Source organism: Mesorhizobium sp. M2A.F.Ca.ET.042.01.1.1, assembly GCF_003997405.1.
GTDB lineage: Bacteria > Pseudomonadota > Alphaproteobacteria > Rhizobiales > Rhizobiaceae > Mesorhizobium.
In genome coordinates, this window is record NZ_RZRX01000072.1 from 1 (window position 1) to 25,336 (window position 25,336).

27 protein-coding genes are annotated in these 25,336 nt (G+C 64.8%); 12 read left to right on the top strand and 15 right to left on the bottom strand.

Translation table 11 applies throughout. The annotated features are described in order from the left end of the window. Together EOA23_RS13340 and EOA23_RS13345 are read left to right on the top strand one after the other, a co-directional pair. Positions 1–482 (top strand): isocitrate/isopropylmalate family dehydrogenase (locus EOA23_RS13340; protein WP_245474154.1); only part of this gene is annotated, 482 nt, incomplete at its 5' end. Further along, positions 454–972, top strand: a complete 519-nt coding sequence (locus EOA23_RS13345; protein WP_127304466.1) for a GNAT family N-acetyltransferase — start codon at positions 454–456, stop codon at positions 970–972. The genes EOA23_RS13340 and EOA23_RS13345, both read left to right, overlap by 29 nt. On the opposite strand, the gene EOA23_RS13350 is transcribed toward EOA23_RS13345, so the two are convergent. Both EOA23_RS13350 and EOA23_RS13355 read right to left on the bottom strand, forming a co-directional pair. Next, positions 962–1,618, bottom strand: coding sequence for a DUF805 domain-containing protein (locus EOA23_RS13350; protein ID WP_127304467.1), 657 nt, complete (start codon positions 1,616–1,618; stop codon positions 962–964). The genes EOA23_RS13345 and EOA23_RS13350 overlap by 11 nt on opposite strands. Positions 1,619–1,790: 172 nt before the next feature. Beyond that, positions 1,791–3,638, bottom strand: a complete 1,848-nt coding sequence (locus tag EOA23_RS13355; RefSeq protein ID WP_127304468.1) for a DEAD/DEAH box helicase — start codon at positions 3,636–3,638, stop codon at positions 1,791–1,793. 595 nt (positions 3,639–4,233) lie between these two features. On the opposite strand from EOA23_RS13355, the gene EOA23_RS13365 reads away from it, so the two are divergent. Then, positions 4,234–5,268 (top strand): aspartate-semialdehyde dehydrogenase, encoded by a 1,035-nt coding sequence (locus EOA23_RS13365; protein WP_127304470.1) that lies wholly within the window; start codon positions 4,234–4,236, stop codon positions 5,266–5,268. Positions 5,269–5,525: 257 nt separating this feature from the next. Here EOA23_RS13365 and EOA23_RS13370 read toward each other — a convergent pair whose 3' ends face one another. Next, complete coding sequence (locus EOA23_RS13370) at positions 5,526–5,933, bottom strand: ACT domain-containing protein (RefSeq protein WP_127304471.1); 408 nt, start codon at positions 5,931–5,933, stop codon at positions 5,526–5,528. Positions 5,934–6,089: 156 nt separating this feature from the next. On the opposite strand from EOA23_RS13370, the gene EOA23_RS13375 reads away from it, so the two are divergent. The 3 genes from EOA23_RS13375 to EOA23_RS13385 all read left to right on the top strand — a co-directional run bounded on the left by EOA23_RS13375 (position 6,090) and on the right by EOA23_RS13385 (position 8,272). Then, a complete protein-coding gene (locus EOA23_RS13375) occupies positions 6,090–6,995 on the top strand; it encodes a bestrophin family ion channel (RefSeq protein ID WP_127304472.1) in 906 nt (301 codons plus the stop codon). A gap of 365 nt (positions 6,996–7,360) precedes the next feature. Beyond that, on the top strand, positions 7,361–7,771 hold the full coding sequence (locus EOA23_RS13380) for a DoxX family protein (protein WP_127304473.1): 411 nt from the start codon (positions 7,361–7,363) through the stop codon (positions 7,769–7,771). A 237-nt stretch (positions 7,772–8,008) separates the two neighbouring features. Further along, entirely contained in the window at positions 8,009–8,272 is a 264-nt protein-coding gene (locus EOA23_RS13385) for a YMGG-like glycine zipper-containing protein (protein WP_040987857.1), read from the top strand. An 81-nt stretch (positions 8,273–8,353) separates the two neighbouring features. Here the strand turns inward: EOA23_RS13385 and rpsP are convergent, their stop codons facing one another. The 4 genes from rpsP to EOA23_RS13405 all read right to left on the bottom strand — a co-directional run bounded on the left by rpsP (position 8,354) and on the right by EOA23_RS13405 (position 11,972). Beyond that, positions 8,354–8,755 carry a 30S ribosomal protein S16 gene (gene rpsP / locus EOA23_RS13390; RefSeq protein WP_127304474.1) on the bottom strand — a complete coding sequence of 134 codons (402 nt, stop codon included), beginning with the start codon at positions 8,753–8,755 and terminating at the stop codon, positions 8,354–8,356. A gap of 53 nt (positions 8,756–8,808) precedes the next feature. Continuing rightward, the gene (locus tag EOA23_RS13395; RefSeq protein WP_073989908.1) at positions 8,809–9,135 is read right to left on the bottom strand and encodes a chorismate mutase; all 327 of its coding nucleotides are present in this window, start codon (positions 9,133–9,135) and stop codon (positions 8,809–8,811) included. A 7-nt stretch (positions 9,136–9,142) separates the two neighbouring features. Beyond that, positions 9,143–10,735, bottom strand: coding sequence for a signal recognition particle protein (ffh, locus tag EOA23_RS13400; RefSeq protein WP_127304475.1), 1,593 nt, complete (start codon positions 10,733–10,735; stop codon positions 9,143–9,145). A gap of 286 nt (positions 10,736–11,021) precedes the next feature. Next, positions 11,022–11,972, bottom strand: coding sequence for a CPBP family intramembrane glutamic endopeptidase (locus EOA23_RS13405; protein ID WP_127304476.1), 951 nt, complete (start codon positions 11,970–11,972; stop codon positions 11,022–11,024). A gap of 173 nt (positions 11,973–12,145) precedes the next feature. On the opposite strand from EOA23_RS13405, the gene EOA23_RS13410 reads away from it, so the two are divergent. Both EOA23_RS13410 and EOA23_RS13415 read left to right on the top strand, forming a co-directional pair. Then, the gene (locus EOA23_RS13410; protein ID WP_127304477.1) at positions 12,146–12,427 is read left to right on the top strand and encodes a type II toxin-antitoxin system RelE/ParE family toxin; all 282 of its coding nucleotides are present in this window, start codon (positions 12,146–12,148) and stop codon (positions 12,425–12,427) included. A 32-nt stretch (positions 12,428–12,459) separates the two neighbouring features. Beyond that, entirely contained in the window at positions 12,460–12,759 is a 300-nt protein-coding gene (locus EOA23_RS13415) for a HigA family addiction module antitoxin (RefSeq protein ID WP_042645449.1), read from the top strand. A 67-nt stretch (positions 12,760–12,826) separates the two neighbouring features. Here EOA23_RS13415 and EOA23_RS13420 read toward each other — a convergent pair whose 3' ends face one another. Both EOA23_RS13420 and EOA23_RS13425 read right to left on the bottom strand, forming a co-directional pair. Further along, complete coding sequence (locus EOA23_RS13420) at positions 12,827–13,432, bottom strand: DUF1236 domain-containing protein (protein WP_127304478.1); 606 nt, start codon at positions 13,430–13,432, stop codon at positions 12,827–12,829. Between the two features lie 167 nt (positions 13,433–13,599). Then, positions 13,600–14,697 (bottom strand): putative zinc-binding metallopeptidase, encoded by a 1,098-nt coding sequence (locus EOA23_RS13425; RefSeq protein WP_127304479.1) that lies wholly within the window; start codon positions 14,695–14,697, stop codon positions 13,600–13,602. 302 nt (positions 14,698–14,999) lie between these two features. Between EOA23_RS13425 and EOA23_RS13430 the strand changes: the two genes are divergently transcribed. Beyond that, a complete protein-coding gene (locus EOA23_RS13430; protein WP_042645451.1) occupies positions 15,000–15,797 on the top strand; it encodes a lytic transglycosylase domain-containing protein in 798 nt (265 codons plus the stop codon). Between the two features lie 249 nt (positions 15,798–16,046). Here the strand turns inward: EOA23_RS13430 and EOA23_RS13435 are convergent, their stop codons facing one another. Then, entirely contained in the window at positions 16,047–16,631 is a 585-nt protein-coding gene (locus EOA23_RS13435) for a hypothetical protein (RefSeq protein WP_189341597.1), read from the bottom strand. A gap of 146 nt (positions 16,632–16,777) precedes the next feature. Further along, a complete protein-coding gene (locus tag EOA23_RS13440) occupies positions 16,778–18,001 on the bottom strand; it encodes an argininosuccinate synthase (protein ID WP_127304480.1) in 1,224 nt (407 codons plus the stop codon). A gap of 307 nt (positions 18,002–18,308) precedes the next feature. Between EOA23_RS13440 and EOA23_RS13445 the strand changes: the two genes are divergently transcribed. Further along, positions 18,309–18,950, top strand: a complete 642-nt coding sequence (locus EOA23_RS13445) for a LysE family translocator (RefSeq protein ID WP_127304484.1) — start codon at positions 18,309–18,311, stop codon at positions 18,948–18,950. Between the two features lie 34 nt (positions 18,951–18,984). On the opposite strand, the gene EOA23_RS13450 is transcribed toward EOA23_RS13445, so the two are convergent. The 4 genes from EOA23_RS13450 to EOA23_RS13465 all read right to left on the bottom strand — a co-directional run bounded on the left by EOA23_RS13450 (position 18,985) and on the right by EOA23_RS13465 (position 23,692). Next, a complete protein-coding gene (locus EOA23_RS13450) occupies positions 18,985–20,229 on the bottom strand; it encodes an MFS transporter (protein ID WP_210212484.1) in 1,245 nt (414 codons plus the stop codon). A gap of 129 nt (positions 20,230–20,358) precedes the next feature. After that, a complete protein-coding gene (locus tag EOA23_RS13455; RefSeq protein ID WP_127304481.1) occupies positions 20,359–20,826 on the bottom strand; it encodes a hypothetical protein in 468 nt (155 codons plus the stop codon). Next, complete coding sequence (rlmN, locus tag EOA23_RS13460; RefSeq protein ID WP_127304482.1) at positions 20,823–22,055, bottom strand: 23S rRNA (adenine(2503)-C(2))-methyltransferase RlmN; 1,233 nt, start codon at positions 22,053–22,055, stop codon at positions 20,823–20,825. Before rlmN ends, EOA23_RS13455 begins: the two co-directional genes overlap by 4 nt. Before the next feature lie 98 nt (positions 22,056–22,153). After that, on the bottom strand, positions 22,154–23,692 hold the full coding sequence (locus EOA23_RS13465; protein ID WP_245474156.1) for a DHA2 family efflux MFS transporter permease subunit: 1,539 nt from the start codon (positions 23,690–23,692) through the stop codon (positions 22,154–22,156). Between the two features lie 213 nt (positions 23,693–23,905). On the opposite strand from EOA23_RS13465, the gene EOA23_RS13470 reads away from it, so the two are divergent. After that, positions 23,906–24,205, top strand: coding sequence for a hypothetical protein (locus tag EOA23_RS13470; RefSeq protein ID WP_127304483.1), 300 nt, complete (start codon positions 23,906–23,908; stop codon positions 24,203–24,205). Positions 24,206–24,406: 201 nt separating this feature from the next. Then, the coding region (locus EOA23_RS13475) for a chloride channel protein (protein WP_145966425.1) at positions 24,407–25,336 on the top strand (930 nt) is incomplete at its 3' end.

Genomic DNA, 25,336 nt, shown 5'->3' on the forward strand with positions numbered 1-25,336 from the left:
CCCAGACGCACAAGCCGCGCTATTCCGACTTCAAGCTCGACCAGATGCTGGCCGACGCAGGCGGCATGCAGCTGGTGCGCTGGCCGAAACAGTTCGACGTCATCGTCACCGACAATCTGTTCGGCGACATGCTCTCCGACATCGCTGCCATGCTGACCGGCTCGATCGGCATGCTGCCTTCGGCCTCGCTCGGCGCGCCGGATGCCAAGACCAAGAAGCGCAAGGCGCTCTACGAGCCGGTGCACGGCTCGGCGCCCGACATCGCCGGCAAGGGCATCGCCAACCCGATCGCCATGATCGCCTCTTTCGCCATGTGCCTGCGCTATTCCTTCGGCATGGTGGCGGAAGCCGACAAGCTCGAAGCGGCCATCGCCGCCGTGCTCGACGACGGCCTGCGCACGAAAGACATCATGTCTGAAGGCATGAAGGAAGTCGGCACCACCGAGATGGGCGATGCCATCATCGCCAAATTCCTTGGCTGATCCCGGCTCCGTCGACATTCGCTGGGCGAGGGTCGACGATGCTGAAGCGCTCGCCACCCTGCTCTGCGCGATGGCGGCTCACTACCGGCAGACGCCGCTCGATCACAGCCGGGCGGCGGCCACGGCGCGGCAATGGCTCACCGACGAGAGCCCGGCCTATCCGCATTTCGCCTTGGCCTTCGCGGGCGGCGAGGTCGCCGGCCTCGCCTCGGTGGCCATCGCCCACCCAGGCATCGATCTCGAAAGGCTGATGTTCCTGAAGGATCTGTTCGTGCGCGATGGCGCCCGCGACAAGGGCGTCGGCCGCGCGCTCATCGGCTTCCTCGCCGGCTATTGCGTCAGCAAAGGCATCGGCCGCATCGACCTCACCACGGAAGACTGGAACGAGGGCGCGCTGCGTTTCTACGACCGGCTTGGCGCCGAGCGCCACGGCCAGAAGATTTTCCTGCGGCTGTCGGGAAACGCGCTGAACAGGATCGCTAGAACCTGACGCCGGCCTGTATCGACCCCCATCGGTTCTCCCCGAACTGTGAAGGTAGAAGCCCGAAGATCAGAAAGGCCACGGCTCCGAAAGCCGGGATGTAGCAAAGCAAGGCAAACCAGCCGGTCAGCCCGATGTCGTGCAGACGCCGCACGACGACTGCGATCGACGGCAGGATTGCTGCCAGCACGAAAAGCAGGGCAGGAATGTACCCGATCGACGTCCTTGGGCCGTCATCGAAGCCGCTTATCGCCAGGTTGAGCAGGATGCCGAAACCGAATAGCGTGACGAGCACGACGTAGAACCACAGATAGAACGCCCAAAACTCCTTACGGCGCGCTCGGCCGGTGAAATTGCGGTAGTCGTCGCCGAGCGCACGCAGAAAATAGGCCCACAGTCCCATGGGGCCGGTGGAATGGCGTTGCGCGTTGCGGCCGCGCTGTTCCGGATTGCCGTTTGCCGGGAGCGAAGGTCGGCTCGCGGCCACGATGTCGTGTGCAGTCCCGTCGTCTGGCGTGAACTGGACCAGCAGACCTTTGGCGAGGGGCATGCCCTCTGTCAGGTCCTTGCGGCCGAAGATGTAGCGCTTGCCGTCGACACCGTTAATGTAGCCGTAGTCGTGATTCTCGTCGTAGTGAAACACAGTGCCGCGCATTGGCCCCCCCCTGCATCGCCGTCAACATGCTATCGATGGTTGCAGAAAAACGCAATGCACGCGAGGCGCTAGAGCGAGACACCGGCCAGGATAAGTCCCCGCTTGTTCTCACTGCCGATGTCGCCGACAGCCGCCCAAGAATTGCCCGCGCGAGTGATGGATTGGCTTATAGTCACACTGGCCGCTTCTTCTGCTTCTTGCGCTTTGCCGGTTGGTCGAACTTTGGTTTGTCGAACTTCGCCTTTGCCGGCTTCTTCGCCCAGGGTTTCGCGTCGCCACCGGGCCGCTCGTCCGGCGCTCGCTTCTCGAACCGGGATGCACCCTGGTCGAAAGCCCGCTTGCCGCGATGCGGCTTCTTGTCCGGCTTCGGCGGCTGATAGCCGGCGCGCGACAGGTCGGGCGTGCCGTCGATGCGCCTCACCGCGATGCTGCCCTGCAGCTTGCGGTCGGGGCCGATCGCGGCGACGAAGCGGTCGGCCCAGTCGGCGGCGATCTGCACGAAGGTCTCCTCCGGCTGCATCTTGATGGCGCCGATCTCGCGCTTGGACATGCCGGCGGTGCGGCACAGCATCGGGATCAGCCAGCGCGGCTCGGCATTCTGCCGGCGGCCGACCGAGAGCGAGAACCAGACGCTGTCGCCGAAGTCGTCGCGGCGCGCGGGGGCTTCTTCCCGGCGCGCAAACTTCTCCTTCGACGGGGCGAACGGGCCGACGTCGATCAGGTCCTCGGGCGCCGAGCGGCTGCCACGGCACAACCGCACGAAGGCGGCGGCCACCAGCTCGGCGCCGTGCCGCTCGAGAAGCGCGGCGGCAAAGTCGCGCTCCTCGTCCTTCACCGGCTCGCCAAAGGACGGGTCGGCCAGGATGCGCTCGTCGTCACGCCGCAGCACCTCGTCGGCCGAGGGCGGGCTTGCCCAGGTCGCGGTCAGGCCGGCATTGGCAAGCAGCCGCTCGGTGCGCCGGCGGGCATTGCCCGGCACGATCAGTGCGCTCACCCCCTTGCGCCCGGCGCGTCCGGTACGGCCGCTGCGATGCAGCAGCGTCTCCGGATTGCTCGGCAGGTCGGCATGGATGACGAGATCGAGATTGGGCAGGTCGATGCCGCGCGCAGCGACATCCGTTGCGATGCAGACCTGGGCGCGACCGTCGCGCATCGCCTGCAGGGCATGGCTGCGCTCGTTCTGGCTGAGCTCGCCGGACAGCGCCACGACGGCGAAATTGCGGTTGTTGAAGCGCGCGGTGAGATGGTTCACCGCGGCGCGGGTGTTGCAGAACACCATTGCATTGGCCGCCTCGTAATAGCGCAGCACATTGATGATGGCGTTCTCGCGGTCGGCGGGCGCGACGGAAAGCGCCCGGTATTCGATGTCGAGATGCTGCTTTTCCTCGCCGCCGGCCGAGATGCGCACGGCGTCGCGTTGGTAGCTTTTGGCCAGCGTGGCGATGGAGCGTGGCACGGTGGCGGAAAACATCAGTGTGCGGCGCTCGGCGGGCGCCGAGTCGAGGATGAATTCGAGATCCTCGCGAAAGCCGAGGTCGAGCATCTCGTCGGCCTCGTCCAGCACCACCACCTTCAGCGCCGACATGTCGAGCGCGCCGCGCGTGATGTGGTCGCGCAGCCGGCCGGGCGTGCCGACGACGATGTGAGCGCCGCGCTCCAGCGCGCGCCGCTCGGTGCGCATGTCCATGCCGCCGACGCAGGAGGCGATCTGCGCGCCGGTCAGCTCATAGAGCCATTCCAGCTCGCGCCGCACCTGCAGCGCCAGCTCGCGCGTCGGCGCCACCACCAGGCCCAGCGGCGCGCCGGCAGCGGTGAAACGCTGAGCGTCGCCAAGCAGGGTCGGCGCCACGGCAAGGCCGAAGGCGACAGTCTTGCCGGACCCGGTCTGCGCCGATACCAGCGCGTCGGCTTCGCCGAGCTCAGGCTCCAGCACCGCCTTCTGCACCGGCGTCAGCGCCGAATAACCGCGCTTTTCCAGCGCCTCTGCCAGCGCAGGAACGATCATCTCGAAACTGGACATTTTCTTCTTTCGGAATTCGAAGCTTCTATAAGCCCATCGATGGGCTGATGCCGGCAGGCGCTGAGGCGCCGCAAGGCCGGACGGTTGGTGGGTTCCTACTTCTTGGCGACGGCATTGTACAGAGCAGGCGGCACCGCCTCTCCTTCTCCCCTTGCGGGAGAAGGTGTCGCCGAAGGCGACGGATGAGGGATGCTCCAGGGAAAGCCAGCGTCTCACTCCGCTGGAACACCCCTCATCCGTCTCGGCGCTACGCGCCGATCCACCTTCTCCCACAAGGGGAGAAGGAGAGGCGCTGCCAATTGACTCTTCCACCAAACCGCGTAAAAGCCCGCGTCGAACGGGATCATCCTCAATGCGCGGCCTTTTGATGGCTCTTCTTGCATTCGATGCCCCCAGCCACAATGTAACGCATTGGGCCGGGCGCTTCGGCGCGTCCGTCCGTTCCAGCAAAACTACGGCCAAGAAAACCACCACCAAAACGGTGTGATTCCCTTGGCCTAACCACCCTCTCCCGGGTCCGGCCCGGGGGATGAAACCCGCATCAGGCCGGCGGGTTTTCTCCAACAACCAAGCGGAGAGGGACAGGAGATATCAGATGAGTTTCAAGGTTGCGGTAGTCGGCGCCACGGGCAATGTGGGCCGCGAAATGCTCAACATTCTGGACGAGCGCGGCTTCCCGGTGAGCGAAGTGGTGGCGCTGGCGTCGCGGCGCAGCCAGGGCACCGAAGTGTCCTTCGGCGACCGCACGCTGAAGGTCAAGGCGCTCGACACCTACGACTTTTCCGACACCGACCTCTGCGTCATGTCGGCCGGCGGCAACGTCTCCAAGGAATGGTCGCCCAAGATCGGCAAGCAGGGCTGCGTCGTCATCGATAATTCATCGGCTTTTCGCTACGACCCGGACGTGCCGCTGATCGTGCCGGAGGTGAACCCGGACGCGGTCTCGCTGTTCTCGCGCAAGAACATCATCGCCAATCCGAACTGCTCGACGGCGCAGCTGGTCGTCGCGCTGAAGCCGCTGCATGACGTCGCCACCATCAAGCGCGTCGTCGTCGCCACCTACCAGTCGGTCTCCGGCGCCGGCAAGGAAGGCATGGACGAGCTGTTCACGCAGACCCGCGCCGTGTTCGTCGCCGACCAGGTCGACGTCAAGAAATTCACCAAGCGCATCGCCTTCAACGTCATTCCGCATATCGACGTCTTCCTCGACGACGGCTCCACCAAGGAAGAGTGGAAGATGGTGGCCGAGACCAAGAAGATGCTCGGCCCCAAGATCAAGCTGACGGCGACCTGCGTGCGCGTGCCGGTGTTCATCGGCCATTCGGAAGCGGTCAACATCGAGTTCGAGAAGCCGATCACTGCCGACGAGGCGCGCGAGATCCTGCGCGAGGCGCCGGGATGCCAGGTGCTCGATAAGCGCGAGAACGGCGGCTACATCACGCCGCTGGAATCGGCCGGCGAGGACGCCACCTTCATCTCGCGCATCCGCGAGGATTCGACCATCGACAATGGCCTGTCGATGTGGGTCGTCTCCGACAATCTGCGCAAGGGCGCGGCGCTCAACGCCGTGCAGATCGCCGAACTGCTGGTCGAGCGCGGCCTGATCCAGCCGAAAAAGAAGGCGGCCTGACGGCTGTTTAATTAGCGCTCACGGGCTGTTCCGCCGCTGCCGCGGCGGGCCCTCCGCGAGGGCGCCGGATGACCGGCGGCCCGCGGTCGCGGGCTCGGCCTTCGGCCGGAGCGCCTCTTCCTTCTCCCCTTGCGGGAGAAGGTGGATCGGCGCGGTAGCGCCGAGACGGATGAGGGGTGTTCCAGCGGAGTGCAACGCTGGTGGCAGCCAATGAAGAAGGCCTGCCCGATAATTCTTTACGTACTCAGGCGCCGAAGTCAGCCGCCGCTCTCCCCCGCCAGCGCCCGCAATATCGCCAACGCCTCCTCCGCCCGCTCCGCCGGCACGAACATATGGTCGTGGTAGAAGGCCGAGACCGGATTGACGCCCATGCCGGCGGCCGCGAGCCGTGTCGTGATGGCGGCGAGGAAACCGACGGCTTCCAGCGACGAGTGGACGTCGAGCGTGATCATCCGGCAGCGGAACGTTTCGGCGAGGCCGGCTGCCTTTGCCTGGCTTTCGGCCAGGATCAGCGTCGTGCCCTCGCGCTCGATGAAGCGCATCACCGGCTCCTCGCCTTCCGGCAACACTGCGCCGGGCGGCAAGGTGACGAAGACATAGACTTCCGGGTCAAGCCACGGCGTCATCGACGCCAGCAGCTTCTGCAGATCCGTCTCGCCGTTCATCTTTCCTTTCCTTCGTCTGACGCTCTGCGACGTTCTCGACAGTCCTGCTCGAAACGTCAACGGTCCGGCGCCTGGACGACATAGCGATGTCGCTGGCGGCTGAGCCGCGGGTTCGTTATTGCCGTAGAGACATAACGGCTTGCAAAGGTTCACCCGATGATCGTCCGCCCGCGCCCGACATTCCTGGAATTGTTCTTCATCATGCGCGGCTCGGTGGTGCCGCGCATCCTGCCGCAGATTTTCGGCTTCGCCATCTACTCGGCGGTCATCCTGCTCGTGGCACGGCACTTCCAGCTCGATCTCAGCGCCTTCAGCATCGCGCCTTTCGGGCTCGTCGGCGTGACGCTGTCGATCTATCTGTCGTTTCGCAACAACGCCGCCTATGACCGCTGGTGGGAGGCGCGCAAGCTCTGGGGCGGGCTGGTCTTCGAGATCCGCAACCTAGCGCGCGCCACCACCAGCCTGATCGGCGACCGCGCCGAGCAGCGCGCGCTGCTGATGGAGGCGCTTGCCTTCTGCCATCTGCTGCGCGGGCAATTGCGCCGGATCGACAGCATAAAGGACGCGCGCGCCTTCATCGGCGACGAGGTCGATAAGGCCGCCGCCCGCGCCAACCCTGCCGAAGACATGGTCCGCCGCATGGGCCGGCGCGCCAATGCGCGGCGCGAGGCCGGCGCGCTCGACCCGATCGGCTTCCGCATCCTCGATGAAAGGCTGGCCGCGATCGCCGCCATCCAGGCCGGCTGCGAGCGCATCGCCGGCACGCCCCTGCCCTTTGCCTACACGCTTCTGCTGCACCGCACGGCCTATGTCGTCTGCCTGCTTCTGCCGTTCGGCCTGGTCTCGACCACGGGCTGGGCGACGCCGCTGTTCACGGCGCTGATCGCCTACACCTTCTTCGGCCTCGACGCGCTGTCGGAAGAGCTCGAGGACCCGTTCGGCATCGAGGCGAACGACCTGGCGCTGGACGGCCTCTGCCGCGTTTGTGAGATTTCCGTGTTCGAGGCGCTGGACGAGACGCCGCCGAAGATGATCGCGGCCGACAAATTTTACTTCTCGTAGCAATAGGCGCTTCGCCATCTGCGCGCGTCGCCGGGATGTAAGCCACGGCCAATCGCGAAGCGGGGTGGGTGAGCGCTTCTGGCACCGACTTCTGAGATTAGCCGAGACCCTCGCAACGTCGTCATACTCGGGCTTGACCCGAGTATCCATGCCGTGACTGCCGCCGTAGGGTGCAACGGTGCAGAATTCTGTAACCGCAGCAACGCTTTAGCGTCACGGCATGGATTCCAGGGTCTGCGCGCGTCGCTCCGCTCCTTGCTCCGCCCTGGAATGACCAGGTTGGGCGTGTAGGATCGCGGCATGTTCCTTCGTCCTTGGATCGAACCCGGCAAGCAGCCAGTATTCGCACCCAGGAGGGAAGATCCATGAGCATTTCCGAAGCCGCGCCTGCTTCAAAAGGCGCTTTGTGGGCCGGGCGCGCGCTCAGCGCCGTGGTCGTCCTGTTCATGATCTTCGACGGCGTCATCAAGCTGCCGCCGCTCGATATCGTCACCCAGACGATGACCGAGATCGGCTGGCCGGCCGATCCGAACATCGCACGGCTGATCGGGGTCATCGGGCTGATCTCGACCGCGCTCTATGCCTTGCCGCGCACTTCGGTGCTCGGCGCGATCCTGCTCACCGCCTATATGGGCGGCGCGATCTCGACGCATTTGCGGATCGGCAACCCGCTCTTCTCGCACACGCTGTTCGGCGTCTATCTCGGCGTCATCCTGTGGGGCGGGCTCTATCTGCGCGACGCAAGAGTGCGGGCGCTGATCCCGTTCAGCCGATAACAGGGGCAAAGCGATGCTCATTCTCATAACCTCATCTGCAAGGATTTCGAGGCCGGGCTCGATAATCCGAGACGCCTTTCCGAGCGGTGAAAGCCACAAGATTTCAGTAGGTTGGCGCTTGGTCCCGTAGATGCGGCCGGCACGTAGCCGGCCAATCTTCACCATCGCCGGGATCAATTTAGCTGTTCGTGAGTTTAGGGCATGGCGGCGAGGACGGCGCTTGAGAGAGGAACAGCAATGAAGAAAGCAATTACCATTCTGGTTCTGACGATGGCCTTGGGCGCCTGCTCGCAGACGGAAAAGGGCGCGGCGATCGGCGGCCTGGGCGGCGCGGCGGTCGGTGCCGCGGTGGCCGGCGATCCGGTGCAGGGCGCGGTGGTCGGCGGCGCGGTCGGTGCCGTCGCCGGCGCATTGATCGGCCACGCCAGCGAGGCCGGCCAGTGCCGCTACCGCGATCGTTACGGACGCGTCTATGTGGCGCGCTGCCCGTCCGGCTACTGAGACATCAGGCGGACCAAAAGAAAACGGCGGGCACATGCCCGCCGTTTTCTTGGAGCGTTTGCCGTTTCAACGGCGCCGTTATTACTCGGCGGTGGCGGCTTCAGCCTCGGCCGGCGCGGCGGTCGCCGCGGCGGCGGCAGCGGCCGCATCTTCCTGAGCCTTCTTCAGCAGGGCGGAACGCTCCTGCGCCTTCTTGCCGGGCAGGGCCTTGGTCGGGTTCGAGCGCGCTTCGCGCTTGGCGATACCGGCCTCGTCGAGGAAGCGCAGCACGCGGTCGGTCGGCTGGGCGCCGTGCGACAGCCAGTGCTTGACGCGGTCGGCGTCGACCTTGACGCGCTCGCCGTCCTTCGGCAGCAGCGGGTTCCAGGAACCCAGCGCCTCGATGAAACGGCCGTCGCGCGGCGAGCGGGCGTCGGCAACGACGACGTGGTAGTAAGGACGCTTCTTCGACCCAGCGCGGGCCAGTCTGATCTTCAGTGCCATTCTTTTCTCCTAAAAGCTCTGATTTCGTTTGATGTGGTTTGCGGCCGATACTGTTAGCCGGCTTTGGCAGCGCCGTTGGAAGCGGCGATCTGTTCGTGATGGCGGATCACTTCACGGACGACGAAGTTCAGGAACTTCTCCGCGAAATCCGGGTCGAGATTCGCATCCTTCGCCAGCTGGCGAAGGCGGGCGATCTGCTGCTGCTCGCGCGCCGGGTCGGCCGGCGGCAGGCCATGCTCGGCCTTCAGAACGCCGACCGCCTTGGTGCAGCGGAAGCGTTCGGCCAGCATATGGATGAGGGCGGCGTCGATGTTGTCGATCGAGGCGCGGTAGCCGGCCAGGATGGCGCGTGCGTCGGCCATGTCTTTCTCCTCGTTCATCGCCCCCTCACTTCTTCTTGCCCAAACCAGGCAGGCCGCCGCCGCCCAGGCCGGGGAGACCCGGAAGCTTCATGCCGCCGGGCAGGCCCGGCAGTCCGCCGCCGCCGGGAAGTCCACCGGGCAAGCCGCCCGGCAGGCCTTTGCCCAGGCCGGCGGCCTGCGCCTGCTTCTGCAAAGCCTCCAGCTGCTTCGGGTCCATCTTGGAGAGGTCGGGCATGCCGCCGCCCGGCATCATGCCGCCAAGGCCCATCTTCGAGGCAAGGCCGCCCATCATGCCGCGCATCAGGCCGCCGCCTTTGCCCTTGCCGCCCATCGCCTTCATCATGTCGGCCATGCCGCGATGCATCTTGAGCAGCTTGTTGATTTCGGCCGCGTCGGTGCCGGAGCCGGCGGCGATGCGCTTCTTGCGCGAGTGCTTCAGGATATCGGGGTTGGCGCGCTCGGCCTTGGTCATCGAGGAGATGATGGCGAGCTGGCGGCCGAACATCTTGTCGTCGAGGCCGGCGGCGGCGAGCTGGTCCTTCATCTTGCCCATGCCTGGCATCATGCCCATGATGCCGCCCATGCCGCCCATCTTCGACATCTGCTGAAGCTGCTGGGCAAGGTCGTTCAGGTCGAACTTGCCCGACTGCATCTTCTTGGCCATCGCCGCCGCCTGCTCGGCGTCGATGGTCTCGGCAGCCTTCTCGACGAGCGAGACGATGTCGCCCATGCCGAGAATGCGGTCGGCGATGCGCTTGGGGTGGAATTCCTCCAGCCCGTCCATCTTCTCGCCGGTGCCGATCAGCTTGATCGGCTTGCCGGTGACGGCGCGCATCGAGAGCGCGGCGCCGCCGCGGCCGTCGCCGTCCATGCGGGTCAGCACCAGGCCGGTGATGCCGACGCGCTCGTCGAAGCTTTTCGCGAGGTTCACCGCGTCCTGGCCGGTCAGCGAATCGGCGACCAGCAGGATCTCGTGTGGGTTCGACACCTTCTTGATGTCGGCCATCTCGACCATCAGCGGCTCGTCGATATGGGTGCGGCCGGCGGTGTCGAGGATGACCACGTCATGGCCGCCGAGCCTTGCCGCCTGCACGGCGCGCTTGGCGATGTCGACCGGGCTCTGGCCGGCGATGATCGGCAGCGTCGCGACCTTGGTCTGCTCACCGAGCTGGCGCAGCTGCTCCTGTGCTGCGGGCCGCCGCGTGTCGAGCGAGGCCATCAGGACCTTCTTGTTCTGGCGCTCGGTCAGCCGCTTGGCGATCTTGGCCGAGGTGGTCGTCTTGCCGGAGCCCTGCAGGCCGACCATCATGACGACGACGGGCGCCGGCGCGTTGAGGTCGATGGCGACGCCTTCGGCGCCGAGCATCTCGACCAGCTCGTCATGGACGATCTTGACGACCATCTGTCCGGGCTTGATCGACTTCAGCACCGCGGCGCCGACCGCCTTCTCGCGCACCTTGTCGGTGAAGGAGCGAACCACTTCCAGCGCGACGTCGGCCTCGAGCAGCGCACGGCGCACCTCGCGCAGGGCCGCCGAGACATCCGCCTCGGACAATGCGCCGCGGCCGGTCAGGCCGTTCAGGATGGAGCCAAGGCGCTCCTGGAGTGTTTCAAACATTCTGCTTCCTTTTCCCTGACACCTGTGGGTGCCCGAGAGGTAGTGCGTTCGCGCCGGGTCGCCAAGCAAAAGCGCAAAGCCAAAAAGCACCCGGGGGCGCATCGCGCTGCCGGGTGTTGGCCTCCAGGATCTCTTTACAGCTCTTGCCTCAAAGAGGCTTCGGCGTCCTGGTCGGCTTTCGCGAAGGTTACTCGTCGCGGAATTCGAGGCGTCTAGAACAGGAAATCGGCCGTGGAGTCAAGTGTTGAGCCTAAACCTAGGCCAACACGCCGCGATTTGGGATCGCTCAACCGAGGCTTTGCTTGCTCGTCCCGACTCGCAGCGGCGAGCGCTGGTGCAAAAGCAAAAGCATCGTCAAAAGCGTGCTGACAATGCCGATCGCGGCGATCAGCACGGCGTCCCAGTTCGTCCAGCCGGCGCCTTCGAGCGGCTTGGCATTGAGCAGGGCGAAGCCATTATAGCCTTCCTGGTGCGAGATCAGCAGGAAGCCGGTGAGGTTGTTGCCGAGATGGGCGCCGAAACCGGCGCCGAGATTGCCGGTGACATAGACCAGGAGGGTGAGCAGCAGGGCGAAGGCGCCGATCGAAACCAGGACGCAGGCATTGATGGCAAAAGTCGAGGCCGAGTTCCAGTGCAGCGAGGTGAACAGCAGGCCCGGCAGCAGCGCCCAGGTCCACGGGCTCCGGAAGCGATAGGCGAGGCCGCGCAGCAGGTAGCCGCGAAACAGCATTTCCTCCGACGAGGTCTGCAGGAGGGCCAGCAGCACGATCGGGATCAGGAAGAGCAGCCAGGACGAAAAGGCGATCGGTCCGCGTACGATTTCCGGCTGCATCCAATAGAGCAGCACTTCGGAGAAGAGCGAGGTGATCAGCACCGCGACCAGCCCTTTGAGGAAATCGCCGCCGGCGATGCGGCGGCTGTCGCCGAACAGCGCGGACAGCGGCTCGCCGTGAACGAAGCGCATCGCCACCCACAGGCCGATCCAGATGCCGGCAAAAGAGGTCAGGGCGCTCAGGATGCCGACGGGCGAGGCCAGGAAATCCTGCATGTACTGCCCGGTCGAGGGTCCAGTCAGGCGCCAGACGATGTAGATATAGGTGCCGGCAAACAGCACCAGAGCCGTCATCGCCATCCAGAAGGCGATGACGATGGCCGACCCGAAGAACAGGCGCAGCAAAGTGGTCTTTTCGTTCGGCGAGCGGCGATAGCCCTCGAAGGCGGCATTCTCGATCGTCACGCGGCTCCCCTGCCGAAGGCTTTGGGCGTGCAATCTAGAAGATCGCCGGTTACCGCGCGATTACTTCAACAAGGTTCCTCGGGGTTTAGAACTGGAATCGTATCACGGAGCGATACGTCTCTATCGACATCTGGCACGTATCGCTCTATGATACGCTCCAAGCGGAGACGCCGTTGATACGTTCATTCAAAAACAAAACGACGGAGGCGGTTTCGGGCGGAAAGTCTCCGAAGGGATTTCCGTCGGACTTGGTTCGCGTGGCTCAACGAAAGCTGTTCATGCTGGATAATGCTGACGAGCTTGATGACCTAAGAACGCCGCCCGGCAACCGGTTGGAAGCGCTGAAACGCGACCGTGCCGGCCAACACTCTATTCGCATCAATGATCAGTTCCGCATTTGCTTCCGGTGGGTAGACGGCGGCGCTGAGGACGTGGAGATCACCGATTATCATTAGGGCATGTGCCCGCAACCAGAAAGGAAATGAAGATGGCTGCCAACATCTTCCCGCCAATTCACCCCGGCGAAATCCTTCGTGAGGAATATCTGGTCCCGCTTGGACTGAAACCATACACGTTGGCCAAGAAGCTGCATGTTCCCCGCACGCGCATTGAGCGACTGGTGAGCGAAGCCACGCCGGTAACGCCGGACACGGCACTTCGCCTAGCCAAGTTCTTTGGCACGACGCCGCGGTTTTGGATGAACATGCAGGCGAGCTACGACCTTGCGGTGGAAGGCGAGGCAAAGAAAGCCGAGATCGACTCTATCGAACAGATGCAGGCCGCCTGAGCCGCCGGCACACAAACGAGCGGCCGCCATCGCTGGCAGCCGCTCTTCTCATCGCGATCAAGCCGGATCAGCGCATCACATAGACGATACGCCTCGTGCCCGGATCGACCAACGCCGGCTGGTTGTTCACATAGACATAGCGATACTGGTAATCGGGGATCTCGCGCAGCTCGACCGTGTCGGGCAGCGTCGCGCCGGTCACCACTTCGCCGTCGAGATAGACCGGATCGACTCGGTGCTCGGTGACATAGGTCCCGACCTCGGCCGGCGGTCTGCCGATCGATTCGATGGCGTCGTCGTTAGAGACGATGGCGCCGGTGTAGGTGTCCGTGGTGTAGACGTCATCGGTCGGCGGCGCCACGACGGCAATGCCGGCATCGGCCGGCCGGCGCGTCACGACAACGCGGCTGCCGCCGAACTCACCCGTCACATAGTCGGAATAGACCCAACCCTTGCCGCCTGCTTCGGCGATGGTGCACCATTTGCTGCCTTCGATGCAGCCATTGAGCGTGGCTGACTGGCCGGCCGCCAGCACGCCGACGACCGGATATTGCGGACCTGGGCCAGCGCGGACGTTCAAGTCGGTCACCGCCTGTACAGGGGTGTCGGCGAAAGCGGCGCCCGAGACAGTGAGCAGCGCACCGGCAAGCGCCGGAAACAATAGGCGTTTCATGGTTTTCTCTCCGTTTTCAACGCTCCCTGGATCAGGATGACGTTTCGAAGAGACGTCATCCTGATCCAGCTCCTTTGTTGGAGCATGATCTTTTCCGAAAACCGGTTCCCACTTTTCGGGATCATGCCCTCGGGCTCGAAAACGAAACAGGGGCCTATGCGTTCCGGCTAAAGTGCCGCTGCCGGCTCACGAATTGTTCCAGGTTTTTTCCGCGCGCCGGTCAGAAGGTCGTTCACGAAGGCCAGTTTTCGCGCCGTCACCTCGGAAATCACGAAGGGGTAGAGATCCGGCAGTCCCATGCAGCGATTGATCGAATTGGAGGCCTCCGAAAGCACCAGCCAGCGGGCGAGGATTCTCTCGAACGGCTCCTGCACCGGATCTGAATCGCCGGGCGCCGGCTGCAAATGTCCGCCGGTATCGGCGCGCGGCAGGTCGCCGTCGCCGACGGTCTCGAGCCGGCCGAGCGGAAGATTCAGGGCATGCACCATCTCGAGCGTGTCGGTGATGTGCAGATGATGCGCGAAGGTCTCGGCCCAATCCTCCCAGGGATGGGACGTGGCATAGGCGGAGATGTGGCGCTGCTGCCAGTCCGGCGGCGCGCCGTTGGCGTAGTAGGCCTGCAAGGCCTGCTCGTAGTCGGTCCGCTCGTCGCCGAAGAGCGCGCGGAAAGCCGAAAGATATGCGGGATCGTCACGGACCAGCCGGTCCCAATAATAGTGGCCGAGCTCATGGCGGAAATGGCCGAGCAGGGTGCGGTAATTCTCGCCCATCTCGACACGCCGGCGCTCGCGCTCGGCGGAATCGGCCTCGGCGACGTTGAGCGTGATCAACCCGTTGTCATGGCCGGTCAGGATGCGTTCGCCGCCTGGACCGGCGCCGATCGGGTCGGCGAGAAAGTCGAAGGCCAGACCGGTCTCGTCCCCCGCATCGGCCTTGGGCATGACCGGCAGGCCGAGGGCGAGCAGGGAGTAGACGGCACGCTTCTTCGCCGCTTCGACCCGTATCCAGCGCCTGCGGTTGCCGTCGATGGAGAGGTCGGGAATGACCTTATTGAGAGCGCAGGCGCGGCAGAAGGTCCGCCCGTTCTCGGCGCGCCAGTTGCACGCGCATTCATCGGCGTTGCCACATGGAAGGACGCCGCCCTCGCCGCTGAGCACGAATTTCGCCTGCTCCGGGTCGTAGAGCACCAGGCTGGAACAGTTCAGACACTGGGCGTTCTCGAAATATAGGCGGTGCCCGCAGTTTGGACAGTCGAAGAGCTTCATGCGTCATCAGCCTGCAGGGTCGGAACGTGGAGGTGGACTCGGGTTCTAACGCCGGCAGACTTCCTGCGTTCCACCGCTATTTCGCCCGCTCTTTGCCGCGTCAAGCTCCCGAACCGGCGCCAATCATCATGACGTCAACCTCTTTCATGAGGCAAGCCCGCCACACCTGACGGCCGATCGCAGCGGATTGCCCTTCTTTCGCCAGTGTCGGGTGTCACGTCCCCCGCGAGGGCGGTGACAACCCGGCGTTTCGCTGGCAAATTCACAACCGGGACGTGATTCAGGCAATTCAGGAGAACGAGATGGCATTTTTTGCCAAAGGAAGGATCTTTGCGGCGGCCGTGGTGGCGACGCTGGCGCTGGCGGCGGGCGCCGAGGCGGCTCCGAGCTGTGGCAAGAACGGCGCCGGCTTTGACGCCTGGAAACAGGATTTTGCCGGCGAAGCCAGAGCCGAGGGTGTCGGCCAGAGGGGCCTGTCCGCGCTGGCGGGTGCCACCTACGCCACCAGGACGATCGCCGCCGACCGGGCGATCCACAAGGCGTTCAGCGGCTCGGTGGAAAGCTTCATGCAGCGGCGCGGCGCGTCCGCGATCATTTCCCGAGGCCGCGCGCTGAAGAAAGCAAACGCGGCGATGTTCGCCAATATCGAGCGTACCTATGGCGTGCCGCCGGGCGTGCTGCTCGCCATCTGGGGCATGGAAACCGGTTTCGGCGCCTCGATGGGCAACCAGAACACGGTTTCGGCGATCGTGACGCTCGCCTATGACTGCCGCCGCCCGGATTATTTCAGGCCGCATGCCATCGCCGCGCTGAAGCTGGTCGATCGCGGCGCGCTCAGCGCCTCCTCGGTCGGCGCCATGCATGGCGAGATCGGCCACACTCAGTTCCTGCCCGGAAACGTGCTGAAATACGGCGTGGGCAGCGGCAATTTGCGCGACCGCAACACGGCGCTGGCGTCCACCGCCAACTTCCTCAAGGGCCATGGCTGGCGCGCCGGCGCAAGCTACGAGGCCAATATGGGCGCGATCGCCGGCTGGAACTCCGCGAGTGTCTATCAGCAGGCCATCGCCCGCATCGCCGAGGCGATCGACGCGGACTGACGGAATATCTCCATTCCGACGAAAAGCCCGGCCTGCGCCGGGCTTTTCGTTCATGGTGCAGGTCAAAAGAAAATCAACTGGACAGCCAGGTTCCATCTCTCGCCCTAATAATGCGCGTGGCCGCTCAACGGGTATTGCCGGGAGATGGGAACTTGGAACACGCCGTCAAACCGTTGCTGGAGTTACGCGGCGTTTGAGTAGCCGCCCTTGGCCTGTCCTCGATCACCGGCGGGGCCTTGGCAGTTTAAACTAGCCGCCGCCCGAGGGGCATTTCCGGGAAGCAGGAATCTCGAAGGTGCCGCTGTAGACATTTGAGCAGGTGCGGAATTTGGGGTTGCGCCGCGCTGGCGTGACCGCCTTTGACTTACCCTCGATCACTGTCGGGACTCCGGCAGCTTGCGAGTAGCTGCCGCCTAAGGGGCATTTCTCGGAAGCGGAAACCTCGAAGGAGCCGGTGATAACATTTGAGCAGGTACGGAATCTAGGGTTCCGTGGCGGCGGCGTGGCAGCAGCAGCCGCCTTTGACTTGCCCTTGATGACCAACCAGATTTCGGTCGGCTGGTCGAGCTGAATGGCGTTTACATCCGAGAAGCTGATGCGCCCGGTGCGCACGCCTTCGAAAATACGCTGGCAAAAGATTGCCGGCACGCGGTCGAGCGATACGCCCATGAAAGAGGCGAGCTCGTGCTTGAACGTGATGTCCCAAACACGAGCCGAGGCTACGCATTTGGCCATGCTCGGTTCTGGCGGCTTCGTGGACGCCATTGCCGCGCGGCATCCGATTGCGACCGATATTGCGGTCAGCAGTAACAAAATTCGATTCTTCAAATCCAAACCCCCTGCCCCGCGAACAAAGTAGCCTATAGCGCCGGCAGGTCAACAGCATGCGTTTTGGATTTAGATCTCTTACATTAGCATACTGAAATAAAACCCGGCGTTTCCGCCGGGTCGTTTGATTTCAGCCATATGAGAAAAATATATCAGTGCTTGCGGTTTCTCGCGGCCAGCGTTCGCAGCCGAAGTCCGTTGAGCCGGATAAAACCCTCGGCGTCCTTCTGGTCGTAGGCGCCGCGATCGTCCTCGAAGGTGACGAGCGCATCCGAGTAAAGCGTCTTCTTCGACTTGCGGCCGGTGACGATGACATTGCCCTTGTAGAGCTTCAGCCGCACCGTGCCTTCGACATCCTCCTGGCTCTTGTCGATCATCGCCTGCAGCATGACGCGCTCGGGCGAGAACCAGAAGCCGTTGTAGATGAGCTCGGCGTAGCGCGGCATGAACTCGTCCTTGAGGTGCGCCGCGCCCCGGTCGAGCGTGATCGATTCGATCGCCCGGTGGGCAGCGATCAGGATGGTGCCGCCGGGGGTCTCGTAGACGCCGCGCGACTTCATGCCGACGAAACGGTTCTCGACGAGGTCGAGGCGGCCGATGCCGTTGTCGCGGCCGAGGTCGTTCAGCGCCGCCAGCATGGTGGCCGGCGACAGCTTCTTGCCGTTGAGCGCGACCGGATCGCCCTTGAGGAATTCGATCTCGATTTCGGTGACGGCATCGGGCGCGTCCATCGGCGAGACGGTGCGCTGGTGGACGAATTCCGGCGGCTCGCTCCACGGGTCTTCCAGCACCTTGCCCTCGGAGGAGGAGTGCAGAAGGTTGGCGTCGACCGAGAAGGGCGCGTCGCCGCGCTTGTCCTTCGGCACCGGGATCTGATGCTGTTCGGCGAAGTTGAGCAGGTCGGTGCGCGACTTGAACGACCAGTCGCGCCACGGCGCGATGACCTTGATGTCCGGGTTCAGCGCATAAGCCGACAATTCGAAGCGGACCTGGTCGTTGCCCTTGCCGGTGGCGCCATGCGCGATGGCGTCGGCGCCCGTTTCCCTGGCGATCTCGACAAGGTGCTTGGAGATCAGCGGCCGGGCGATCGAGGTGCCGAGGAGATAAGTACCTTCATAGACGGCGTTGGCGCGGAACATCGGGAAGACGAAGTCGGCGACGAACTCCTCGCGCACGTCGACGATGCGGATGTCCTTGATGCCCATCATCTCGGCCTTGCGGCGCGCCGGCTCCAGCTCGCCGCCCTGGCCGAGATCGGCGGTGAAGGTGACGACCTCGGCGCCGAGCTCGGTCTGCAGCCATTTCAGGATGATGGAGGTGTCGAGGCCGCCGGAATAGGCGAGCACGACTTTCTTGACGTTCTTGATCTTGGACATTTTGGCGGTTCCGCAGGGAAAAAAGGTTCGGGGGCGAGTATCACGCCGTTTCCGGGCGGCGCAAGAGCCGCGCCCAATCTCCCCCCTTGAGGGGGAGATGGCCGCGAAGCGGCCAGAGGGGGTCGTCTCACATAGAGCGCCGGCGTTCATTCTTGTCGCACAGGCGTTGGCGCTTCACGCGCAGCGACCCCCTCTGTCGCCTTCGGCGACATCTCCCCCTCGAGGGGGGAGATTCGGCGCTCGCCAGCCGCTGGCATCGGCAAGGCAGTTGCGTTATAGGAACCGGTCTTCCCTGCAGAACCTCGCCATGTCCTTCATTCCCGACACTTCGACGCTCATCCAGTTCGCCATTGCCACCATCATCCTGGCGATCACGCCGGGGCCGGACATGACGCTGTTCGTCTCGCGCACGCTGAGCCAGGGCCGTGCCACCGGCTTCGCCTCGATGGCTGGCGCGCTCACCGGCACGCTGATCCACACAACGCTGGTGGTAGTCGGCATCTCGGCGCTGATCGTCGCTTCGCCGATGGCCTTCTTCGTGCTCAAGATCTTCGGCGCCGGCTACCTAGTGTTCCTGGCCTGGCAGGCGGTCACGAAGGGCTCGGCCTTCTCACCGGAGAAGCGGACGGGACCGCAGGTTTCGCTGTTCCGCAGCTGGGCGGCCGGGCTCGGCGTCAACCTGCTCAACCCGAAGATCATCCTGTTCTTCATGACCTTCCTGCCGCAATTCGTGTCCGCGCATGATCCGAACGCGTCCGGAAAGCTGTTCTTCCTCGGCGTGATGTTCATCACGCTGTCGATCCCGGTGACGGCGCCGATGGTGCTGGCGGCGGAAAAGTTCTCGGCGGCCATGAAGGCCAGCCCGCGGGTCACCCGCGTGGTCGATTATCTGTTCGGCGGCGTGTTCTCGGCCTTCGCGCTCAAGATCCTGACCGCGCAGGCGAAGTAGCTGTCGCTCGGCGCTTGCGGCAATCGGCAAGGGTTCAGCGATATATCTTCACCGCATGCCTTGCGAGAGCGATCGTCGCCGCGGCAGCGATGAGCGCGCAGACGCCCGGCCATTCCCAATGGCCGTAGATCTTGACGCCGATCCATGAGCCGGCGCTGCCGCCGAGGAAAACTGAGGTCATATAGGCCGTGTTGAGCCTGCTGCGGGCGTCGGGCCGGATCGCGAAGACACGCGCCTGGTTGGCGGTTTGACCGCTTTGCACGGCGATATCGAGAAGCAGCATGCCCGCCGTGAGCGCCAGCAGGCCTGTTGCTCCGCCAAGCGCGCCGCCGAGTAGAACGATCGCCGCCGCGATGCCGGTGACAAAGGCGAGCGGGCTGACGACGTCTGGGCCCTTGCGGTCGATCAGCCGGCCGACGACCGGCGTGCAGAACACGCTGGCCGCGCCGACCAGCGCGATCAGCCCGACCGCCTGGCCGCCGAGATGGTACAGCGGTCCGCCAAGCAGCAAGGCAATGCTTGTCCAGGCGGCGGTAAAGGCGCCGAACATCAGCGCCTGGTAAAGGCAGGAGCGGCGCAGCTCCGGCTCGTCGCGAAAGAGGATGAAGGCCGCCGCGACCAGCGAAGGATAACGCTGCGAAGATGTCGGCGCCGTCCTGGGCAGCACGAGGCCAAGCAGAACGGCGAAGGCGAACAGCGCCGCCGCGGCGACCAAGTACGGTCCGCGCCAGCCGAGTTGCTCGCCGAGAAAGCCGCCGAAGGTGCGGGCCAAAAGAATGCCGGCCAGCAATCCGCTGAGCAGCGTGCCGGTGACCGCCCCGCGCCGCTCCGGCGGCATCAGTCCGGCCGCCATCGGCAGCAGGATCTGCGGCACCACGGTGGTGATGCCCGTCGCCATGCTTGCGACTGCCAGCACCGGCAGCGTCGGCGCCTGGCTGGCGATCAGAAGTGCTGCGGCCGTCAGCGTCAACAGGGTTGCGACAAGCGGACGATGCGGAAGCCGGTCGCCCAACGGCACCAGCAGCAGAAGGCCAAGCGCATAGCCAAGTTGGGCGGTGGTGACGACCAGGGCCGCCGTGTCGGCAGGGACGTGCAGGTCGGACGCGATCAGCAGCGTGATCGCCTGGGGGAAGTAAATGGTGGCAACGCTTACGCCGCAGGCAATCGAGAGAATGAACAGCAGGCCGGCGCCGAGGCCAGACGGACTGCGCTCGGCCGGTTGATCGAGCCGTTCCGCCACAGCGGCGGCCGAGCCGCCATTCATTTCGCCTTCCGCCACGGCCTGCTCCTGTCGGTCTTGCCAGAATGTCTCGGCACGGCGGGCCGAATTCGATTCGGGCAGCCTGTTCAAGTCGATGGGTTTTGACATGATCCGCTGCAGAAAAGTCTGCAACTTTTCGTCATCAGCTCAAGGGTCCGCGTCGGGCAGCGGGTCGCGGCGCCAGCTTCCGGCCCAACGGCCGGCGGAGAGCCAATAGAAGATGCCGCCGACCATGCCGCAGCCGATCACGGCCAAGCGGGCATTGGTCGCGGTAACATCGAAATTGGCGTCGCCCACATTATGCACGAAGCCGAGGAAGACGATGGCGACGACCGCGCCGCCCAGCGCATAGAACAGCCAGTCGCGCCGGCCAAGCACCTCGGCCGCCAGGATCACGACGGCCGCCGGCATGAAGGCGAAATAGGCGACGAACAGCGCCACGAACGGCACCGAAAAATAGAGCGCCGACGCGATAGTCGGGTGGCCTGGCTCCAGCGCATAGCCGAAATAGCCGAGGAAAAGCGCGTTGAGAAAGGCGCTCGCCGCCAGCGAGCCGACAATATAGCCAATCAGGATGACGGCGAAGCGGACGAGATAGGCGATGAGGCGCCTCACGCCTCGCCGTGCCCCGCGATCATCATGGCTTCGAGCGCTAGCCGATCGACTTTGCGCATGCGCTCGGACTCCGACTTGAGCTGGCCGCAGGCGGCGAGGATGTCGCGGCCGCGCGGCGTGCGGATCGGCGAGGCGTAGCCGGCATTGTTTATGTAGTCGGCAAACTTCTCGATCGTCTCCCAGTCCGAGCACTGGTAGTTGGTGCCGGGCCACGGGTTGAACGGGATCAGATTGATCTTGGCCGGAATGCCCTTCAAGAGCCTCACCAGCGCTCTGGCGTCATCGAGGGAATCGTTGACGTCCTTCAGCATCACATATTCGAAGGTGATGCGCTTGGCATTGGAGAGGCCGGGATAGGCCTTGCAGGCGGCGATCAGCTCCTTCAGCGGGAATTTCTTGTTGATCGGCACCAGAAGGTCGCGCAGGTCGTCATTGGTGGCATGCAGCGAGATCGCCAGCATGACGCCGATCTCCTCGCCGGTGCGGGCGATCTCGGGCACGACGCCGGAGGTCGAGAGCGTGATCCGTCGCTTCGACAGGGACAGGCCGTCGCCGTCGGAGGCGATCAGCAGCGCCTTCTTCACCGCCTCGAAATTGTAGAGCGGCTCGCCCATGCCCATCATGACGATGTTCGACACTTTGCGGCCCTCGGCCGGCACGATGGCGCCGTCCGGCGTGTCGCGGTCAGGGAAGTCGCCGAGCCGGTCGCGCGCGGTGAGCAGCTGCGCCAGGATCTCTTCCGTCGTCAAATTGCGCACCAGCTTCTGCGTGCCGGTGTGGCAGAAGGAGCAGGTCAGCGTGCAGCCGACCTGCGAGGAGATGCAGAGCGTGCCGCGGCCTTCCTCGGGGATATAGACGGTCTCGATCTCGACCGGGCGGCCGGCGCCGCGCGGCGGAAAGCGGAACAGCCATTTGCGCGTGCCGTCGGAAGAAATCTGCTCCTCGACGATCTCCGGCCGGGCGACGGTGAAATGCCTGTCGAGCGCGGCGCGCAGGTCCTTGGAGATGTTGAACATATGCGCGAAGTCGGAGATGCCGCGCACATACATCCAGTGCCAGAGCTGCTGGGCGCGCATTTTCGCCTGGCGCTCCGGCACGATGCCTGCACCGACGAGGGCCTCGCCGAGCTCGGCGCGGGTCAGGCCGATCAGGGACGGCTTTTCTGCTGGGGCTGCGCGGCGCAAGGCGTCACGGGCGCCTTCGGCGGTAAGGTCAAGCGAAACGGTCATGGTGGCGCCAATATAAGCGATTTGCGGCCGATTTCAGCACCGGCCTGACAGGAAGCGCGGCGCATAGCACAGCTTGGCGCCGGAGTCATGCGCCGGGCTTACCCTTGAACTTCCGCCTTGCGGCGATGGCCGCTGACCTGCTGGCCGTCTTCCGGATGCAGGAAGAAGAACCCCGGAATGGAAAGCAGCGGGATCACCGCCGTCAGCAGGAACGCCCAATGGAACTGGCTCGCCGTCGGCGCATGCACCTCCCCGGAGACGAGGCCGAGCACCATGGCGGCGATCGAAACGCCGAGCGAGACGCTGAGCTGCTGCAGGACGCCGCCCAGGCTGGTGGCGCGGCTGAGCTTCTCGGCCGGCAGGTCGGCGTAGGACAGCGTGTTGGACGACATGAACTGCGCCGAACGAACAATGCCGAAGCAAAAGACATAGAGGCCGATCAGCCAATGCGGGGTGTCAGCGTCGAGCAGGGCAAAGCCCGCCACGGCAACAGAGCCGACCACGGCGCTGCCGCTCAGCACGGCCTTGAAACCGAAGCGCCGCAGGAAGAAGGACAGCAGCGGCCGCATCAGCAGCGCGCCGAAGCTGCCGACGAAAGTCAGCGATCCGGACGTGACCGGGCTCATGCCGAAGCCGACCTGCAGCATCAGCGGCAACAGGAACGGCGCGCCGTTGAGGCCGATGCGGCAGAGCCCGCCGGCCAGCGTGCCGATCCAGAAGGAGCGGAAGCGGAACAGCGTGAGATCGACCGCGGGCGCCGCGACGCGGCGCGCATAGCGGCTGAAGGCGAAGAGGAGCAGGACCGAGGCCGCCAGCACCAGCATGGTCGCCAGCGGCGAAATGATCGGCCTGCCGATATTCTCCAGGCCGAATTGCAGGAGCGCCGCGCCAGCCCCCACCATGAGGAAGCCGGCGAAGTCGAAAGGCTGCGCTTCCTCGCCGTGGAAATCGTCGACGAAGCGCAAGGCGGCGAAAATCCCGATGAGGCCGAACGGCACGTTGACATAGAAGATCCAGCGCCAGGAGGCATAGGTGGTCAAGAGGCCGCCGAGCAGCGGTCCGATGACGGGACCGACGATCGCCGGCAAAGTCATGTAGGTCATGGCGGTGATCAGCCCGCTGCGCGGAAAGGACCTCAGCAGGATCAGCCGCCCGACCGGCGTCATCATCGCCCCGCCCAGGCCCTGCAGCGCGCGCATGGCCAAAAGCATGCCGACGCTGTCGGCCACGCCGCACAGGACCGAGCCGAGGGTGAAGGTGAAGAGCGCCAGGGCGAAGATTTTTCGCGCGCCGAACCGGTCTGCGAACCAGCCGCTGACCGGGATGAACACGGCCAGGGTCAGGATGTAGGTGGTGATCGCCAGATTGAGCCGGACCGGCGTTGTGTCGAGGCTTTGCGCGATGGCCGGAATGGCGGTGGTGAGGATGGTGGAATCGAGCTGTTCCATCAGGAAGGCGATGGCGACGATGGCCGGGATGATCAGCTTGAGACGCGGGTCGCGGTCGGTCGCAAAGAGATGCTGTTCCAATTGTCCGCCAGTTCCGTCGTGCAGGAAGCGGTGGCCCGCCCGCGAGCCATCCGCGATCAAGCCGGCGATCACCTTGCGCGGCCCTGCCGGCCAGGCGTCCCGCCGCACCGGACTGCTTTATGGCCCGATCGATGCGAAGCGATAGCGATTTCGGCTGGCACAGAGGTCAACAAATCTTGACCTCCTGCCGCGCCGAAATGCGGCGCTGACGGCCGCCGCCTTCTGAAAATCGATCACATATTCGTGTTGGCGTAACCAATCGAGACGCGTCCGCGAACCTGAAGGGGGCGACCATGCCCCTCAACAATGGGAGTTGTTCAGATGCATTCGATCAAGTTCGCAGTCATTGCCGGCCTGGCCGGTCTTTACGCCTCGCAGGCCTTCGCAGAGGACGCAATGGGCGCCATGACCATGATGAAGGGCGGCCAGGTGACAGCGATCATGCCGGACGGTCACATGGGCACCATGATGCCGGACGCCAAGATGAGCGCCGACATGATGAAGATGGCCAAGCCCATCAAGCATTGCATGATGATGATCACCGACGCCAAGGGCAAGGCCTACATGATCGATACGTCGACCAAGAAGGCCCAGGCGGAATGTGAAAAAATGGCGATGTGACCTCGCCGACCGCGCGTGCCGACCTCCCCGCCGGCCGGCACGCCGGCGGGTTATCTGCCATCCGGCGACATCTCCGGCGATCCTGCCAGCCGCGATCCTCGAGCACCGTTTCTCGACCTTGCCGGCATAGTATCGGCCCGCCCTCGCGGGTTGATCGCCTCGGCCAGTATGCTAGGGCGGGTGACCCTCAAGAGGACGGTCATGGCAGGCATATCCCGAAAGTACCCGATGCTGCGGCGTTCCCACGCCATGTGGGTGTCGCGCCGCGTCTGGCAGCCGCGGCTCGTCTTCTGGGCCGGCGCCATCTCAATCGGCCTGATCAGCGTCCTGTTCGCCCTGCTCGCCGACCGCGCGCAGGCCTTGTTCCACGTCATGACCGGCAATGAGGGCGGCTGGCGCTTCTATCTGCCCCTCGTCGTGACGCCGCTTGGGTTCGTGCTCTGCGCCTGGCTGGCGCATTCCTTCTTCCCGGGATCGCAAGGCAGCGGCATTCCGCAGGCGATCGCGGCGCGGCATCTCCGCGACGAGGACGATCGCAGCCGCATCCTGTCGCTCAGGCTGGTGGTGGGCAAGATCGCGCTCACCATCGTCGGCCTCGCCTGCGGCGCCTCGATCGGCCGCGAAGGCCCGACGGTGCAGGTCGGCGCCTCGGTGATGCTGCAGGCGGCGCGCTGGGGCGGCATGGCGCAGGCGCGCGGGCTGATCCTTGCGGGATCCGCCGCCGGCATAGCCGCCGCCTTCAACACGCCGCTCGCCGGCATCGTCTTCGCCATCGAGGAAATGGGCCGCGCCTATGAGGCGCGCACCAACGGGCTGGTGCTGACGGCGGTGATCCTGGCCGGCCTCGCCTCGCTCGGGCTGCTCGGCAACTACACCTATTTCGGCGTCGCCAGGGACACGGTCGCCTTCGCCTCCGACTGGCCGCTGGTGCTGGCCTGCGGCATCATCGGCGGCGGGGTCGGCGCGCTGTTCTCGCTTTCGGCGTTGAAAGTCATGCGCCGCATCCGGCGCTGGAACGCGCTGCAGCCGCTGCCGCGCGCGCTGGTCGTGGCGGCCGTCTGCGGGTTCGCCGTGGCGGTGATCGGCGTCGCGTCCGGCGGGCTGACCTTCGGCACCGGCTATGCGCAGGCG